General features: G+C 57.0%; 13 protein-coding genes. 11 read left to right on the forward strand and 2 right to left on the reverse strand.

Annotated elements, in window-relative coordinates:
* Positions 1-42 precede the first annotated feature (42 nt).
* The 11 genes from VFQ24_17540 (at position 43) to VFQ24_17590 (ending at position 13,738) form a co-directional block, all read left to right on the forward strand.
* On the forward strand, positions 43-843 hold the full coding sequence (locus VFQ24_17540; GenBank protein HET9180162.1) for a phosphosulfolactate synthase: 801 nt from the start codon (positions 43-45) through the stop codon (positions 841-843).
* 4 nt (positions 844-847) lie between these two features.
* Positions 848-1,564 (forward strand): 2-phosphosulfolactate phosphatase, encoded by a 717-nt coding sequence (locus VFQ24_17545; protein HET9180163.1) that lies wholly within the window; start codon positions 848-850, stop codon positions 1,562-1,564.
* Positions 1,561-2,835: a hypothetical protein gene (locus VFQ24_17550; GenBank protein HET9180164.1), complete on the forward strand. Its 1,275-nt coding sequence runs from the start codon at positions 1,561-1,563 to the stop codon at positions 2,833-2,835. Before VFQ24_17545 ends, VFQ24_17550 begins: the two co-directional genes overlap by 4 nt.
* A gap of 118 nt (positions 2,836-2,953) precedes the next feature.
* Entirely contained in the window at positions 2,954-3,844 is an 891-nt protein-coding gene (locus VFQ24_17555; GenBank protein HET9180165.1) for a methyltransferase domain-containing protein, read from the forward strand.
* Between the two features lie 33 nt (positions 3,845-3,877).
* The gene (locus VFQ24_17560; GenBank protein HET9180166.1) at positions 3,878-5,284 is read left to right on the forward strand and encodes a lactate racemase domain-containing protein; all 1,407 of its coding nucleotides are present in this window, start codon (positions 3,878-3,880) and stop codon (positions 5,282-5,284) included.
* A 268-nt stretch (positions 5,285-5,552) separates the two neighbouring features.
* Complete coding sequence (locus VFQ24_17565; GenBank protein HET9180167.1) at positions 5,553-6,374, forward strand: hypothetical protein; 822 nt, start codon at positions 5,553-5,555, stop codon at positions 6,372-6,374.
* Complete coding sequence (locus tag VFQ24_17570; protein ID HET9180168.1) at positions 6,371-7,774, forward strand: glycosyltransferase family 4 protein; 1,404 nt, start codon at positions 6,371-6,373, stop codon at positions 7,772-7,774. Before VFQ24_17565 ends, VFQ24_17570 begins: the two co-directional genes overlap by 4 nt.
* A gap of 103 nt (positions 7,775-7,877) precedes the next feature.
* Positions 7,878-9,473 (forward strand): hypothetical protein, encoded by a 1,596-nt coding sequence (locus VFQ24_17575; protein HET9180169.1) that lies wholly within the window; start codon positions 7,878-7,880, stop codon positions 9,471-9,473.
* A gap of 149 nt (positions 9,474-9,622) precedes the next feature.
* Positions 9,623-10,504: a glycosyltransferase family A protein gene (locus VFQ24_17580; protein ID HET9180170.1), complete on the forward strand. Its 882-nt coding sequence runs from the start codon at positions 9,623-9,625 to the stop codon at positions 10,502-10,504.
* A 279-nt stretch (positions 10,505-10,783) separates the two neighbouring features.
* On the forward strand, positions 10,784-12,112 hold the full coding sequence (locus VFQ24_17585; protein ID HET9180171.1) for a hypothetical protein: 1,329 nt from the start codon (positions 10,784-10,786) through the stop codon (positions 12,110-12,112).
* Between the two features lie 207 nt (positions 12,113-12,319).
* On the forward strand, positions 12,320-13,738 hold the full coding sequence (locus VFQ24_17590) for a nucleotide sugar dehydrogenase (protein ID HET9180172.1): 1,419 nt from the start codon (positions 12,320-12,322) through the stop codon (positions 13,736-13,738).
* A 139-nt stretch (positions 13,739-13,877) separates the two neighbouring features.
* Here the strand turns inward: VFQ24_17590 and VFQ24_17595 are convergent, their stop codons facing one another.
* Both VFQ24_17595 and VFQ24_17600 read right to left on the reverse strand, forming a co-directional pair.
* Complete coding sequence (locus tag VFQ24_17595) at positions 13,878-15,308, reverse strand: IPT/TIG domain-containing protein (GenBank protein ID HET9180173.1); 1,431 nt, start codon at positions 15,306-15,308, stop codon at positions 13,878-13,880.
* A gap of 183 nt (positions 15,309-15,491) precedes the next feature.
* The gene (locus VFQ24_17600; GenBank protein ID HET9180174.1) at positions 15,492-16,715 is read right to left on the reverse strand and encodes an IPT/TIG domain-containing protein; all 1,224 of its coding nucleotides are present in this window, start codon (positions 16,713-16,715) and stop codon (positions 15,492-15,494) included.
* Between the last annotated feature and the right edge of the window lie 365 nt (positions 16,716-17,080).

Consider the following 17,080-nt stretch of genomic DNA (forward strand, 5'->3'; position numbering starts at 1 on the left):
CCCGTGAATGTAGTACCGATCAATTCAACACCCGCAGGCGTTATGCCCAGTACCAGCGGCTACCTGCGGTTGATAGGTGTATCGAGCCTGCCGCCGCTCACCACGCCGTTCGATCCCGGCTACGATCCGGGCACGCTCGAGAGCCATCTCGACCAGAGCGCCCACCTCATGGCAGGCCTGAAGATTTCGATGGCGTGCTGGATGATCGCCGACGAAAGAGCTACGCGCCGGAAGGTCGCAGCAGCGCGGGCCCATCGCGTGCCCACCTGCACGGGAGGCGGACCTTTTGAGGTTGCTGTGGCCCAGGGGCAACTCGAAGCATACCTGGACCTGTGCGCGGACATCGGCGTTTTGCGTATCGAGTGCGGCGAGGGATTCACCGAGCTGAATCGCAAGCCCCGCGAGATCTTTCGACTGGCGCAGGAGCGCGGACTGGAAGTCCAGTACGAAATGGGAAAGAAACACGAGGGGCCGTTCAGCGAGGAATCGCTTGAAGATACCATAGCGCGGGGACACGCCTGGCTGGACGCCGGGGCGATGGAGCTGATTGTCGAAGCGCGCGAAAGCGCTTCCGGCGTGGGCCTTTTCGGGACCGACGGGTCCCTCAACGCCGCGTTCGCAGACCGCTTCGCCGAGGAATTTGGCCTTGACATTGCGACTTTCGAGGCGCCCAACAAGCCCAGCCAATTCGCATTGCTGGAGCACTTCGGAAATCGTGTGCGCCTCAGCAATGTTCGCCTGGAAGAGTTGCTGCGCGTCGAGATCTATCGCCGCGGCCTGCACTCTGATGCGTTTGAAAAGCCGAACCTTCGCCCAGCATCTCCAGGGACCCGGGGAATATAAGGAAATGGCGCCAGCAGACGGCAAGGTGGTTGTGATTGACTGCTTCCCGGAGAGTGTCGAGTCCCATCAGGATGAAGACGCGATCATCGCAGTCGATGTCATCAGGGCAACGACGGTGGTTGTGACCGCTGTTGCCCGGGGTCGAAAGTGTTTTCCGGTGCCAACCCTCGAGGCCGCCGTGGCCCTCGCCGGCGAGCTTTCCAATCCGTTGCTCGTCGGCGAACTCGGCGGCAATATGCCGTTCGGCTTCCACTTGAACAACAGCCCGGCCGAGATCGATCTCAGGACCGATATCGACCGGCCCATGGTGCTTCTTTCGACGTCGGGTTCAAGGCTGATCTGCGCCGGAAACCAGTCGCAATCAATGTACGTAGCCTGCCTTCGCAACTGGAAGGCCGCCGCCGGCCAGTTGAGAAACCGACACCGGAAAATTGCGGTGATCGGCGCGGGGGCCAGAGGTGAGTTCCGAGAGGAGGACGAACTCTGTTGCGCATGGATTGCCGAGGAGCTTGTGGGCCTCGGGTTCGAAGCGCAGGACAAAAAGACGGCAGATATCATCAGTAAATGGAGCGGGGCGCCTCTCGAGGAGATAACCCGTGGCGCCAGCGCTGATTATCTGCGTCGCACTGACCAGACGAGAGATCTGGATTTCATCGTTACCCATGTTAATGATTTGGATCGGGTCTACAGGTTTGAAAGGGGAGGGGTGATCGAGGAATGAGAGAGCAAACGGTGCTTGTAGGGCCGGTACAGGAACCACGGCCCGCCGTGAAGGCGCTTCAGCCTTCGCGGGCAATGGATGCGTTGAATACTTCGGTTCCGGCCGTCGTGATTGCGCCAGGGTATCATGGCCATGCGATTGCGCGGAGCCTGGGCCGTCTCGGCATCAGCGTGTACGGGGTCCATGGCGACCCTCGGTCACCAGCCGCGCGATCGCGATATTGGAAAAAGAACATCTTCTGGGCGCTTTCCCAGCATCCCGCGAGTGCGTCGGTTGACCGACTGCTGGAACTCAGCCGCGAAATCGGCTGTCATCCGATTCTCCTGCCCACCGATGACGATAGCTGTCTTTTTGTGGCGGACCACGCGGAGAAACTGAAACAGGGGTTCCTGTTTCCCGATCAGCCGGCAGGGCTGGCCCGCGCCCTTTCCAGCAAGGAATCGATGTATGACCTGTGTGAGCAGTTTTCAATCCCGACGGCCCACACCACTTTTCCACATTCACGTGATGATGTCATGGAGTATCTGGAAACTGCGACCTTCCCGATCATGTTGAAGGGCATCAATACGGTCGCCCTGCTTCGCCACGCCGGCGCCAGGATGGCCCTTGTGCAAGACCAGGCGACGTTGTTGAAGCTTTACGATGAGTGGGAGACGCCTGAGTCGCGCAACCTGATGCTTCAGGAATACATTCCCGGCTCTTCGGAAATGATCTGGATGTTTAACGGATACTTTGACGATCGTTCGGAGTGTCTTTTTGCCGTCACGGGACAGAAAATCCGCCAATACCCTGCCTACAAGGGAGTAACCAGCCTGGGGATTTGCGTCACCAACGACGCGGTTATCAGGGCGACCCAGGACTTCATGAGGGCGGTTGGCTACAGAGGCGTCCTGGATATTGGATACAAGTACGATGCCCGGGACGGCCAGTACAAGCTCCTCGACGTCAACCCGCGTACGGGCGTCACCTTCCGCTTATTTGTTGACAGTGATGGGACTGACGTGGTGCGCGCCCTCTATCGTGATTTGACGGGCCAGCCGGTGCCGAGAGCGCTGCCCAAAGACGGCAGGAAGTGGATGGCAGAAAATTTTGACTTCATTTCTTCTGCCATCAGCCTGCGCGATGGCTCCCTGGGAGTGGCAGGATGGCTGCGGTCCTTGCGAAACCTGGAGGAAACCTCCTGGTTTGCTGCCGATGATCTTCGCCCCTTCCTCGCAATGGCCGGGCATTCCTTTCACTGGCTATTCAAGCGGAACTCAAATCATCGTTAAATCCATAGGGCCGGTTTCAGCGCCGGTCTGATTTCTGGCGCATGCTGTAAATGGCGCACGGTCGATCTTGATGGGTGAACGGCCGAATGACCAAAATCGTCTTCATGAGGGACATTCCATGGGCCCAGTTACCAAATTGTCGTCTGCAGCGGCGGGAAAGCGCACGCCGTCAGAAGCAGCCATTCCACTGGAAAATGAACAGAGGTCTGTTTCTGACTATTTCGACTCTGGATCATCTTACTGGCAGGGACTTTACAGCGGTAATGATGTTTTTGCGATTATTCATCAACAGCGCCGCTCGATGGCCCTGCAATACTTTGACGGGCTGTCGCTGCCCAAAACAACGCGCGTGCTGGAAGTTGGGTGTGGCGCCGGCTTGCTGACCGTGGACCTCGCCCGGCGTGGGTATACCCTGGAGGCGCTCGATCAAGCCAAATCAATGATTGACCTGACGCGCCGCAATGCGCTCCAGTGCGGTCTGGAAGACCGCGTGAAAGCTCATATCGGCGATATCTGCCGATTGCCCTTTGGCGATGCAACTTTCGGATGTCTGATCGCCCTGGGCGTTTTACCGTGGGTCGCGAACATCCATGCCGCATTGAAGGAGGTTTCCAGAGTCCTGGTTCCCGGTGGTTACGCAATCTTTAACGTAGACAATCGGCATCGTCTCAATCACCTCCTTGATCCCGCCGATATGCCTGCCCTGTCCTGGCTAAAAGCCAGATTGAAGAAGCCGCTTCACCGGTTCCAGTTGCGCAAGCCTCCAAGGGCGCCTGACGTGTATCGGTACACCCTTAAAGAATTCGACCAGCTTCTCACCTCGGCTGGATTGGTGCGGGTCAAATGCCGCATGATCGGCTTCGGCCCATTTTCCTTTTTCAAGTACGAACCCTTTTCCGGCGCGATCGGGGTAAAGCTGCACCATCGATTACAGCATTACTCAGACCGGGGATTGCCGCTGTTGCGGTCAACCGGGGCCCAAATCCTGGTTGCTGGCAGGAAGTCGTAAGGGACCCTCGCGATGTTGTCTGGGCCATCTGATATGAAATCAACAACAATCCTGCGGACAGCCGCGTGGTATGGAGACAGGGAGATCCGGTTGGACTTTCCTCCGTCCTGGGAGGTCAAGGTCCTGTCGCCAGATACTCCTCCGCCTCTGACCGAACAGGAAATCATTGAAAAACTCGAACACCCCGTGAACCAGCCGTCATTTCGCAAGATCTGCGAAGGCAAATCGCGGCCGGCCATTATTGTGGATGACCTGAACCGGCCTACGCCCGCGGGTCGCGTTGTGCCGCTATTGCTGCAGCGCTTTCGAGAAGCTGGCATCCCAGCGCAAAATGTCACGGTTGTGATGGCGACCGGCACTCACGGCCAACCCATGCCGGACGCGATGCTGAAGAAGATCGGGCCTGAAGCCGCATCGAGTTGCCGGCTTGTGGCCCACGACTGCTTCCGGGACGTGAAACGGATTGGCAGAACAACCCTGGGAACGCCGGTTTTTGTAAACCAGAACATCCTGGATTGTGACCTGGTCATCGGGGTGAGCGGAATTTATCCGAACCATACAGCCGGCTTCGGCGGCGGATCAAAGCTCGCGTTGGGCATCCTGGGTATCCGGTCCATCTACCATCTGCATTTTCGCCATCTGCCTGCCAGTTGGGGAGGCGACGCGGTTCGCCAACCTATTCGCCGGGAATTGGATGAAATTGCCGGCATGATCGGGATGAAAACGGTCATTTCGCTGATGATCGATTCCCACCGCGAAGTCATTCAAATATACTGTGGAGATCCGAGAGAGTATTTTCATGAAGCTGTGGCATACGGCCGCAACATCTTCCGCGCCTGTCATCCTCCCGATGCCGATGTCATCATTGCCAATACGTATCCAGACGATTTGTCGCTGACGATGGCGCGCATGAAGGGATTTGTCCCTCTGAGGCATCCCGGCAACGGCGCGTCAAAAGTTGCGATTGCTTCGTGCAGCGAGGGTCCCGGCCTTCACAACATCTTTCCCTTCGTGAATCTGCCGCCCCATTACCGTACGCGGCACATGCTAAGGCGCCTCTCGGTCATTTCCCTGGACGAATTGTCGGCGAAGGGCAGAAGCTATTTGAAACGAAAATTTTGGGACCGAACAGGAAAAATGCGAATTGCCGATGCCACTTCAAATGGCAACTCGCACCACACGAACCACCCGGTATGGTTGTACCGGCCTGGAAATCAAACGGAACGTCTGCCTTCCAGCGCGCCGGGAATCAATTTGGTCAACAATTGGTCCGCAGTTGTGGAGGCGGTCCAAAGAGAACAGGCCGGCAAAGATCGGCTGAAGGTCCTGCTGTACGCGTGCGCACCCCTTCAGGTGCCGGAATGCGTGGCCCAGCATGAGGCTGCGTTGCAGAGCCATTTTTGGAATTCGACTGAAACCATCGGCAGGGACGTCGCTTAATGAGGATTGCATAATAGAGTGACGGACTTCTGTAGCGCCGGTCCCGCCAAGCGGGACCGGCCCTGAAAATTGCCGCCGGGACGGCGGCGCTACAAACGATCTTGCCACCATATTTTGTAATCCTCAGTAAGCCATGACTCGGTGTGACGTTTTCGCAACGCAGCAGGTGTCGATCTCGACGGGGGCACAGAGGCCTGCGGGCTGTAGGGTCGTAGCACACAACAGATTGTTCACCGCACAGTTATCTTAAACAGGAGGACCAAGGTCCATGCAGAAACACAGTAGAGTTGTTGTTGTTGGACTCGGAGAGATAGGAAAACCACTTCTTGAGTTGATTTCCAAGAACCATGATGCCGTGGGTGTGGACATCTCTCCAGTTAAGGGGACCAAGCGGGTGGACATCATGCATGTGTGTTACCCCTACCAAATCAGTGATTTTGTCGGCGAGACAGCCCGGTACATCAAACTTTTCAGGCCCAGTCTGACCATTATCAATAGCACTGTGCCAGTTGGCACCACCCGATCGATCGCTGAGCGGAGCGGTGCTGCTGTCGTGAACAGCCCAGTGCGTGGCAAGCACATTCGTATGCTGGATGACCTTGGCGCCTACACCAAGTTCGTGGGTGCCATTGATTCCTCAGCCGCCGAGCGGGCAGCAAATCACTTTGCGTCCATAGGCTTGAAGACCAGGATCCTCTCATCGCCCGAGTCGACTGAGCTGGCAAAGCTGACGGAAACAACCTATTTCGGTGTTTTGATTGCCTGGGCCCAGGAAGTCGAAAGGTATTGTGACCAGTCGGGGGTGGATTACGACGAAGTCGCCGCGTTCTATGAAGAGATCAAGTTCTTGCCGCCGGTAAAATACTTTCCGGGCGTCATTGGGGGACATTGCGTGATGCCCAACATCAAGATTCTCCAGAAGTGGACCCAATCGGCGATGCTCGAAGCCATTCAGATCTCCAATCAGGTGAAGGTCGAACGAGACGCTCAGCAAATAACGATACGGACCAACCTGGCGGCAGGGGCTGCTCCCAACAGCCTTGAGAGCGCGAAGAACACTCTGCCACGTGTTTCCCGGAGGCAATCATGAACGCAACATTGGGGCATTTTCTCTCGACGCAGCCGCTGGGACACGGGCCCGGCACGACAGGGTCCAATCCTATGAATTTCACTGTTCCTTCCCCATCTGGCGGGAAGGCAGCGCCCTCGAACCTGGCAGGGAAAAGAGTGGCCATGGTAACGTTCTCGACCTTCCCAGGGGACCCGCGCCCGCGCAGGGCTGTGAATGCATTGCTTGGCCAGGGCATGACAGTGGACCTTATATGTCTTGGCAACGGAGATGCCCCGAGGCATGAAATCCTGAATGGAATGCGCATCCTCCGGTTTCCGCTCAAGAGCCGCCGTGGCAACAAATTCATGTATGTCTGGAATTATTGTGCATTCATCTTGTTCTCGGCCTGCGTGTTGGCGCGGCGGTCCTTTCAACGCCGCTACGACATGGTCCACATTCACAACATGCCTGATGTCCTTGTTCTGAGCGCCTTGGTGCCCAAGGCGCTGGGTTCAAAAGTCCTGCTTGACATGCACGATCCCATGCCCGAACTCATGAAGACCATTTACAACCTGGACGACAATTCGTTGAGCGTCCGCCTCATCCAGTGGCTCGAGAAGTGGAGCATCGGCCGGGCCGATTTCGTGCTGACGGTTAATGCTGCTTGCAAACGTATTTTCGCCTCGCGCAGCTGTCCGCAGAGCAAAATCGAGGTTGTGATGAATTCCCCCGACGAACAGGCCATTCCGATTCGGTCTCCTCACTCGTATAAGAAGGCTGGCCATGCGCCGCCCAAACCTTTTGTGATCATGTATCACGGATCATTGGTCGAAAGAAACGGCCTGGGCCTGGCAGTGGATGCTCTCGTTCAGGTTCGTCGAAAAGTTCCCGGCGCCGAAATTAAAATCTGCACGGTTGAAACTCCTTACCTCCATAAAGTAATGGACAAGGCACGCAGGCTTGGGTTGGAAGATCGTGTGCATTTTTTGGGATCGAAGCGGGCCGGAGAACTTGGCAAAGAAATTGAAAGCTGCGATCTTGGAATCGTTCCAAACCAGCGGAATGCCTTTACGGAGATTAATACACCAAACCGGATTTTTGAGTTCCTATCCATGGGTAAACCTGTTATTGCCCCGCGTACTCGAGGCGTCCAGGATTACTTCAGCCCAGACTCGCTGTTCTTCTTTGAAGCGGGGAACGCAGACGACCTTGCCCGAATGATTGAATACGTTGCATTTCACTCCAACGAGGCGATCGAGAGGGTTGAACGGGGTCAACAGGTTTACCTGAAACACACCTGGTCACGGGAAAGCGGAGTGTTTGTGGGCGTGGTCGAGAGGCTTTTGAACGGTCGGCGGCCACGGTTGCGCTCAGACACCGCCGTTCGTCCGGGCAACGCTTCTTTGGGAGAATCCTTACCGAACGATCGGTATTCGTAAGGCGGCCAGGGCTGGGATCCTGTCGATTCCGATGCCCCGCTTTCTGAAATCTATGGGTTCAGTGCGAAACCCATAACATCTTTCCCGCAGAATCTAATTAATTATGATTGGAGTCATTGCGAAATCGGCGGATTCCGAGGTAGTCTCCGAGTTTTTCCAACTATTTAAGACCCCCTGGGAGTGGTACCGGGACGGAGGCCGTTACGACGTTGTACTTTGTGCCGGGGACGGCGTCGTGCCCGATGGTCAGGCGGAATTAGTTCTGATTTACGGCGGCAGCACACTGCCTTTTGACGCTGAACAGGGGATCGAGACGGTTGCCCTAGGAAACCATGCAGGCGAGGTGCGCTTTAAAGATGGGCGGCTCCCAATTTATCGGGACTATATAACGTTTAAGAGTGGCGCCCGATTCCTGGTGGAACAAGAGACCGGCCATCCTTTGGTCCATATCAGCCGAGAGGGCACGAGGACGGTGGCGAGGATTGGTTACAACCTTTTCGAAGAAGCCCGGGCGCTGCTTACGGTCGGGCAGCCCGTTGCCAACGCGAGTAGCCCAGTACTGGAGTTGCATATCGGATTGTTGCGCGACCTGATCGTCAGCGCTGGCGTACCACTTGCCGAAATCCCTCCGGTCCCGGAAGGACATCGATTCATTGCCTGTTTGACTCATGACATTGACCACCCATCGATCCGGCGCCATAAATTTGACCATACCCTTCTGGGGTTTTTGTACCGCGCTGTTTTTGTCTCCCTCGGCAAGGCATGTCGAGGACACCTTCCTCTACGCAGCTTGCTGAGGAACTGGGCGGCGGCCGCAAAGCTGCCTTTTGTTTATCTGGGCCTTGCAAAGGACTTCTGGTATGAGTTTGATCGATATCTGCGAATGGAAGAAGGATTGCCCTCCACTTTCTTTGTCATTCCCTACAGTTGCCGTCCGGGACGGCTGGAGCATGGATCAGCTCCCAAATTTCGTGCCTCCCAATATGGTGCTGCCGATATTGCTGCGAAGATCCGGGAACTGACGTCCGCAGGTTGCGAGATCGGGGTCCATGGAATCGACGCGTGGCTTGATAGTTCCAGTGGTCGGACTGAACTGGAAGTGGTGCGCGGAATTACCGGGACGCAATGCACCGGCTCGCGGATGCACTGGCTCTATTTTGGAGAGGGATCGCCGGTTGTCCTCGAGGAGGCCGGGATTGATTACGATTCAACGATTGGCTATAACGCGACGGTTGGTTATCGCGCGGGAACCACCCAGGCCTATAAGCCCTTGGGGGCGAAACGGCTGCTTGAATTGCCCTTGCATATCATGGACACAGCCCTGTTCTTTCCTGCCCATTTGAATTTGTCTTCTGCCCAGGCGTCCCTTAGAGTCGGCCAGATCGTCGACAACGCCATTCAGTTTGGCGGCGTCATTACGGTCAACTGGCATGACCGCAGTATTTCACCTGAAAGATGTTGGGATGAATTTTATGTCGATCTGGTTCGAAATCTGAGGAGTCGCGGAGCATGGTTTGCAACCGCGGCAAACGCCGTATCGTGGTTTAGACAACGCAGGTTGGCAGTGTTCGAATTCGACGAAGACGAACCGGATGTCCCTCGCATCAGGACTGAGGACGGCGAAGCGGTGGATTTGCCCGGCCTGCAATTGCGAGTATACAACGCGCGCAAAACACAGCCGGGATTGTGCAATTCATGATGCCGTCCCCGCACGGTTCCACCTGGAGGCGGAGTGAAGCAACTCCGCGAGGTTCCGTTGGCGGAACTAAGGGTCCGCTCTCCGGAGCGGGAGGGCCCGGTAGAAATCCATACCCTGTTATCGATAGCACGGTGAGAGAAGAGATCAAGATGGCCGAAAACATGAATTGGCCTCCGAAGTATGTGGTAATAACTCCGGTGCGAGATGAAGAAGCGCACCTTGAGGCAACCATCAGGTCGGTTATCAACCAGACGATCAGGCCCGACGAATGGATCATTGTGGATGACGGATCAACGGACAAGACTCGGGACATCATTGGCAAGTATGCAGAACAACACCGATGGATGCGAGGCGTATACCGAATCAACCGGGGATTCAGGAAGTCGGGTGGAGGGGTCGTCGAGGCCTTCAACGATGGGTTTCACGAGCTCACTTGCCGTGACTGGGCGTTTGTCGTCAAGCTCGATGGAGACCTCAGCTTTGAGCCCGATTATTTCGAGAGGATCCTCAAGCGATTCAGGGACGAACCGGCCCTCGGAATCGCTGGTGGAACGCTTCACTGCGTTTCAAATGGCCATAAGATCGAGCGCAACCCGCATTTCCACGTGCGAGGTGCGACGAAAGTTTACCGCCGAAAGTGCTGGGAGGCCATCGGCGGGTTGTGGCCGGCTGCCGGATGGGACACGGTTGATGAAGTAAGCGCCAGCATGCGGGGCTGGACCACCTTAAGCATTCCCGACATTCACGCACTTCATCATCGACACCTGGGCGGCGCCGATGGCATGTGGTACGACAGTGTGAAGCATGGGCGGATCTGGTACACGGTTGGTTACCATCCACTCTTTGTCCTTGCCAGTTGTCTATATCGCGCGTTGCAAAAACCTTATTTGGTCCGGTCGATTGGAGGTCTATACGGTTTTTTGCAAGCGTATTTGAACCGTGCTCCCAGGGTGAATGATTACGCTCTCATTAAATTTATGCGGAACGAGCAAATGAAAAGGCTCATGGGACAGGCAACGATCTGGAAGTGAAAAACCGGGTGATTATCTTGTTCCTGCCGGAGACGGATGTCTACCGGAAGCGTGGCCCCTCCTTTTGATATTGTGCTCAATTGCTGATCGATGGGTGTTGCCTGGAGACAGAGTGCCGATCTTTTTTGTCTCGCAGCAGGCGTGACGATGGAGAGTTCCAACTAATCCGGTAAAGGATAGCCCTCCCGTGCAGCCCGCTTTATTAACGCGACCATGACGAACGCAGCAGGTACTTTCGACCGCACTAGCGAATCCGCGCTGAACTGCCCAGACCAAGTGATGGTTGACCACTTCCGGTGCCCGGAAGAGTTTGTGCGCCTTGACGTGCAGGGTGATTTGTCGGAGCTGGCCGGTTACTTCAAATTCGGTCCCGAATCGGTCTGCTACGCGAGGGCCTCCGCCTTTACTCCGGCTCATGGCGCCGGAGAGCCCTTGTATGATGCTCTGGCTTACGCCAGGGCCGGACGATGCGGTATAACCCTGCCGTTTGATATTGGAGAAACCGTTACCGCGCTCCGCTTTGAAAGGTATATGCGGAACGGAAACGCTCCAGGCGCTCGCAGCATCATCCAGAAATTCATCAGGGCAGTCTACTACGCCGTCCGGCCTGTCGCGCCGGTGGCGGTACGCAAGCACCTCCAGCGGCAGTCGCTGCGCGGCTGGGATAAAAGAGAGTTTCCGCGCTGGCCGGTAGACACCAGCGTTGAATCCGCTCTCGAAACGGCATTACGCCTGAACATGACGGCGCAGGGCTTGAAAGAGGTCCCTTTTATCTGGTTCTGGCCGGACGGCGGGCAGGCCTGCGCGGTGATGACTCATGACGTCGAGACCACCGCTGGACGGGATTTCTGCCTCCGGCTGATGGATATCAATGATTCGTGCGGCATCAAGGCGTCGTTCCAGGTTGTTCCCGAACGCCGCTACGACGTTCCGGAGTCCTACCTCCAGAGTATTCGCGCCCGCGGGTTCGAGGTGAATGTCCACGATCTCAACCACGACGGCCATCTATTCAAGCACTACAAGCAGTTCAGGCGGCGGGCAGCGAAAATCGAGAAGTACAGGCAGCAGTTCGGCGCGCGGGGCTTCAGGGCAGCGGTCCTTTACCGGAATATCGACTGGTTTGACCTGTTGCACTTTGAATATGACATGTCGGTCCCCAACGTCGCGCACCTTGACCCCCAGCACGGCGGCTGCTGCACCACGTTTCCTTACTTCATCGGAAACATTCTGGAAATTCCGGTGACGATGGTCCAGGACTATTCGCTTTTCAACATTTTGCATAGCTATGGGCTCGACCTTTGGCAAAAGCAGATGGATATTATTCGAAGAAAATATGGTGTGATGAACTTCATCGTCCACCCGGATTACATTATCAACGGGCGCGAGCAGGGCGTCTACAAAGGGCTTCTCAGCAAGCTTGCAGAGTTGCGAAAATTCGCCGGCCTCTGGACACCGTTGCCGGGCGAACTGAATGATTGGTGGCGCCAGCGGAGCCAGATGAAGCTGGTCAGGAGCGGGAGTGGCTGGGTAATCGAGGGAGACGGCAAGGAGCGCGCCAGAATTGCCTGCGCGCGCCTCGAAAACGGCAAGCTTGTCTATTCACTTTGAATGCACGGAATTTTTCGACCTTTCTTGTCCCCGCGGGCGCCGGATTTGAAATTCGTATCAATGAGGTTTGGGGCCCATCGCTGCTGATTACACAGTTCTGGGTTTTCAAAATCGAACCATCGGTTTCCTGGCCGAGGCGCAAGGCAACATGGTCCTGCCGGCGGTTGCCGGCGTTCGGGTAAGGGACCACCAGGAGGAATAAGAATTATGGTATCCACAGCGCTGTTGGCAAAGAGTCTCGACGAACAGAACGACGTCCTGACCCGGTTCCAGGGCCGGGTCAGGCAGAGAACCGCAAAGGTGGGAGTGGTCGGAATGGGCTACGTGGGACTCCCCATTGCGCTTCTCTTCGCCAGGAAGGGTTTCCAGACCACCGGGTTCGATATCGACCCGGCGAAAATCGAGTCCCTTCGCGAGGGCACCAGCTACATCAAACACATTCCCGACGCTGAGATTGCTCACGAGATCGAGAGAAATCAGTTCCAGGCGACGGCGGACTTTTCCCGGTTGAGCACGATGGACGCGATCATCATCTGCGTTCCGACCCCTCTTGATGACCACCGGGAGCCGGACCTCTCCTTCATCCGGGCGACCGCGGAATCCATCAGCAGCCACCTGCATCGCGGGCAGCTCGTGGTGCTTGAGAGCACCACTTATCCAGGTACCACGGAGGAAGTGGTCCTCCCCATCCTGGAAAAATCCGGCCTGCGCTGCCCGGTCTCCGATTATTCTGCGGAACCGCACGGCGACGCCGGCACAGGCGCAGCAGGAGTGGATTTCCTTCTGGCTTTTTCTCCGGAGCGGGAAGATCCGGGCAACCGGCAATTCAAGACGCACCAGGTGCCCAAGGTGATTGGCGGGGTCAACGCTCTCAGCGTGCTTGCAACGCGGGACCTGTACGAAACGGCCTTTGAGCGTACCGTCCTGGTGAGCTCGTCGCGGGCGGCGGAAATGACCAAGCTTCTGGAAAACATCTACCGGTGCGTGAACATCGCGCTGGTGAATGAGCTGAAGCTGCTCTGTCTGAGAATGGGGCTGGACATCTGGGAGATTATCGATGCGGCCAAGACCAAACCCTTTGGCTTTTCCGCGTTTTATCCGGGGCCAGGACTGGGCGGCCACTGCATCCCGATTGATCCCTTTTACCTGACGTGGAAGGCCCGTGAGTACGAATTCCCGACCCGATTCATCGAGCTGGCGGGAGAGATCAACGCGTCCATGCCGGAGCACGTGGTTGCAGCCACCGGAGAAGCGCTCAATCGCCGGAGGAAGTGCTTGAACAATGCGCGCATCCTCGTCCTCGGGATTTCCTACAAGAAGGACATTGACGACCTGAGGGAATCGCCCTCGATGGCGGTCATGGAGCTTCTTCAGGCCCGTGGCGTACGGGTTGACTACCACGACCCTTATTTCCCCCATCTGGGCCGGATGCGCCGATACAATTTCCAGATGGACTCGGCGCCCTTAAGCGCGGAAATGCTCTCTCGATACGATGCCGTGCTGATCGCCACCGACCATTCGTCATTCGATTACGAGTTTATAGCCCTTCATTCCCAGTTGGTGATAGACACCCGCAATGCAACCCGGGAAGTTACGGGGTACCCGGACAAAATTGTCCACTGCTAGCATTGCGGCTGGGTTAGTTTTATTCCCGTGGTCAGGCGGAGGGTGAGACCTTGTGCAAACTCGCAAGGGTTTGCGCAAGGTCTTGCCCAACCTATACGCCGTAGGGCGAAGAGGCCGGATCCCTCCTGCCAGGGAGCTCCTAAGGTGACGTCGTGGCCGGGACAGGGCCGGCGGGCGCGCTTTCAGTCCCGTCCGAGTCCACCGATTTGACCTCGTAGTAATACGTGGTGCTTCCTTCCACCGTAGTATCGTTAAACGATGTGTCTGACAGGGGCGTTGATCCATTGAGTTTGCCAAATGGTCCTGCCGACGAGTTCCCGCGGTAAATGTTGTAACCGGCGATGGTAACCGGGGAGGTAGACGGCGCGTCCCACAGCAAATCGATGCTATGGAATGTATAGTTCTTAGCCCATGAGGCGGACTGGCCACTGGTGTTTGTTATGGTGACGGTTGCCGTTCCGGAACTGTGCTGCGGCGTCACCGCCACGATGGTGGAGGCGTTGCTGAGCGTAACCGACGCAGCGGGAAGCCCTCCAAAGGTTACCGACACGCCGACTTGAAAGTTGGCTCCGCTGATGGTGACTTTTGTTCCGCCCGCCGCAGGCCCGGAAAAAGGAGACACGCTGCTGACGGCGAGGGACGACGACGCACCAAACGTGAATCCCCCTGGCAGCGCTGCGCTGGTGCTGTCCGGGTTGGTGACGGCGACGCTGACAGATCCTGAGGCGTGCGGCGGAGTTGTGGCCGTTAGCTGGTTCGCGCTCACGAAGGAAACGCCGGATGCGGCACTGCCGCCAAAGGAGACGGTGGCGCCACTCGCAAAATTCGATCCGGTTACGGTGACCACTGTTCCTCCCGCCGTGCCTCCGGAGTTTGGAGTCACGCTGCTGACAGCGAGGGACGACGCCGTGCCAAAATTGAATCCGCCCGCCAGCATCGCGCTGGTGCTGTCGGGATTGGTGATCACCACGTTGACGGAGCCGGCGGCGTGTGCCGGAGTAACGGCCGTAAGTTGAGTCGAACTGAGGAATGAAACGGAGGCGGGAGCGCCGCCAAAGGAGACCGTTGCGCCACTCGCAAAATTCGATCCGGTTACGGTGACCACTGTTCCTCCCGCCGTGCCCCCGGAAGTTGGGGAGACGCTGCGGACGGTGGGCGACGAGGCCGTGTAGGTAAAAGCTCCCGGAACAGATGACGACATGCCGTCGGCGGTCGTTACCTGCACGTTGACCTTCCCAGAGCTGTGTGGCGGGACCGTGGCTACCAGTTGCAAAGAACTGATCATCCTGACGTTTTTTGCCGCTACTCCGCCGAAACTGACCGAAGGCGGAGTGGCTTGGGCGCTGGATGAAAAATTGGACCCGTTAATGGTGACCGTCGCTCCTCCCGCGGGGGGAGCGATGTCGGGCACAATGGATTTGATGGTGGGCGCTGCCGCCTGTTGGGCCGTGCTCGGGTCAAGGGGTGAAGTAATATCGCTTCGGCATGCGGCAAAAAACAGCGGGACTACTGCCGCAAGCAAAGCAATGACGCACGCGGCAAGATTCCTTTCAGATACTTTTGACTTCATTACATTTCTCCCACGGGGTCGACACCCGCCCGGGGCGTGGAGCTGAGGGCCTGGCTGATCTGCATTCTGGCAGCGTACAGGCATGTTCCTTAGCGTCTGCTGGCCGCGCTGCGTGCTCGCGCTTCTGTCCCTCTTTCTAAACTTCGCGTTTTGCTCCGCTAGCGAAGGCCCGCGCGTGGCCTTTTACGGGGATGGAACGATTGCCTGCGCCTGGTTTGAGTACGAGCTCTCCACGTTGCTGGTGTTGACCGCCGTTGTTACATAAAAGTACGTGTCCCCGGCCTGCACCTTCGCATCGCTGAATGAGGTGCCGGAAATTAAATTGGAATTGAGCCGGATGTAAGGGCCGCCGGAGGTCGAACTCCGGTAGATGTTATAACCGGAAACCGACGTGGAACTGTCTGTCCACGCCAGGCCGACGGTGTGATAGTAAGTAAACGCTGAACCCAGCGTGGCACCCTGAGAATCCGAATTTGTCACGACGATGGTGACTGTTCCGGCCGGTGAAACAGGGCTGACAGCCTGGATCTGGGTGGAACTGACCAGCTTCACGGATGTCGCGGCAATTCCGCCAAAGCTCACGCTCGCTCCGCTCTGAAATCCGCTCCCCGATATCGTCACGGTGGTCCCGCCCGTCACCGGCCCTGTATTGGGCGAAATCGTGCTGAGGGACGGCCCCGAACTGTAAGTGAAGCCGGAAGGAAGCGAAGCCGACTGGCCATCGGGGTTGGTGACCGTGATCGCCGCGGTCCCCGAACTTTCCGGAGGCGAAATGGCATCGATCTCGGTGGAACTGGCTACCGTGACTGTGGGGGAACTTGAGGCGCCGAATGCAACGGAAGCGCCTGCCTGAAAACCTGTGCCAGTGATGGTGACGACCGTTCCACCAGTGGTTGGCCCGACCGTTGGCGAAGCGCCGGAAATACCCATGCTGGTTGAGCCGGTTGAACTGCCCGAACCGGTTGAGGTGTTTGAACCGCTCGATCCGGTTGAAGTGCTTGAACTGGCCGAAGCGGTGGTGTAGGTGAATCCGCCTGGCAGCATTGCCGACCGATTGTGGGGGTTTTCCGTGATCGCGATGCTGACCATCCCGCCCGCATGCGCCGGAGTGATGGCCTGCAACTGCGTTGGGCTCATAACGATCACGGACGCCGCCGCGACGCTCCCAAAGGCAACCGAAGCTGACTGATTGAACCCCGTGCCGAAGATGGTTACTAATGTTCCTCCGGCCGCGGGCCCGCTGCCCGGTCCAATGCCGTTAATTGCAAGCTGGAGGCTTGAATGGCCCCATCCGTTGCCTTGAAACCCCGCGGCAAAGTTTATCGTGATGGGCAATGCAAGGACGGAAAAAACGAAAAGAAGAAGATGAAGACGGCGCCTGCCTGAGTTCGACCCGAAAATACGCATCTTGACTTTCCCTTTCTTATGCAAGTTCGCAATCTGCGCATCGGGCCCCCCCTCGATCGACTCAATGCCTTGTTTGGCGTCCTCCGCTGCGGCGAGTCATAGGCTCGCCCAGAAGGCAGCAGAGGTCATTTGCCATCAGTCCTCCCCGTTTGGTACTCTCTCAACACCTGCAGGCTTTCAAATGAACCATTCCGCTCAGTAATTTTTTTTGCTGCTATCCGGCTTGAAAGTCTGCCTCTTTCAGCTCTCTTGGCTGCGGCACTAAGACTACTAACGCGGGACCTTTTCCAACAACTGTACGAAGGGCTAGAAGAGGTTCAGGTTCAATCAAGAACAGGCGGACAGGTGTCCTTCGAGGCGCGAGA

This window comes from Terriglobia bacterium (assembly GCA_035712365.1).
Lineage (GTDB): Bacteria > Acidobacteriota > Terriglobia > UBA7540 > UBA7540 > SCRD01.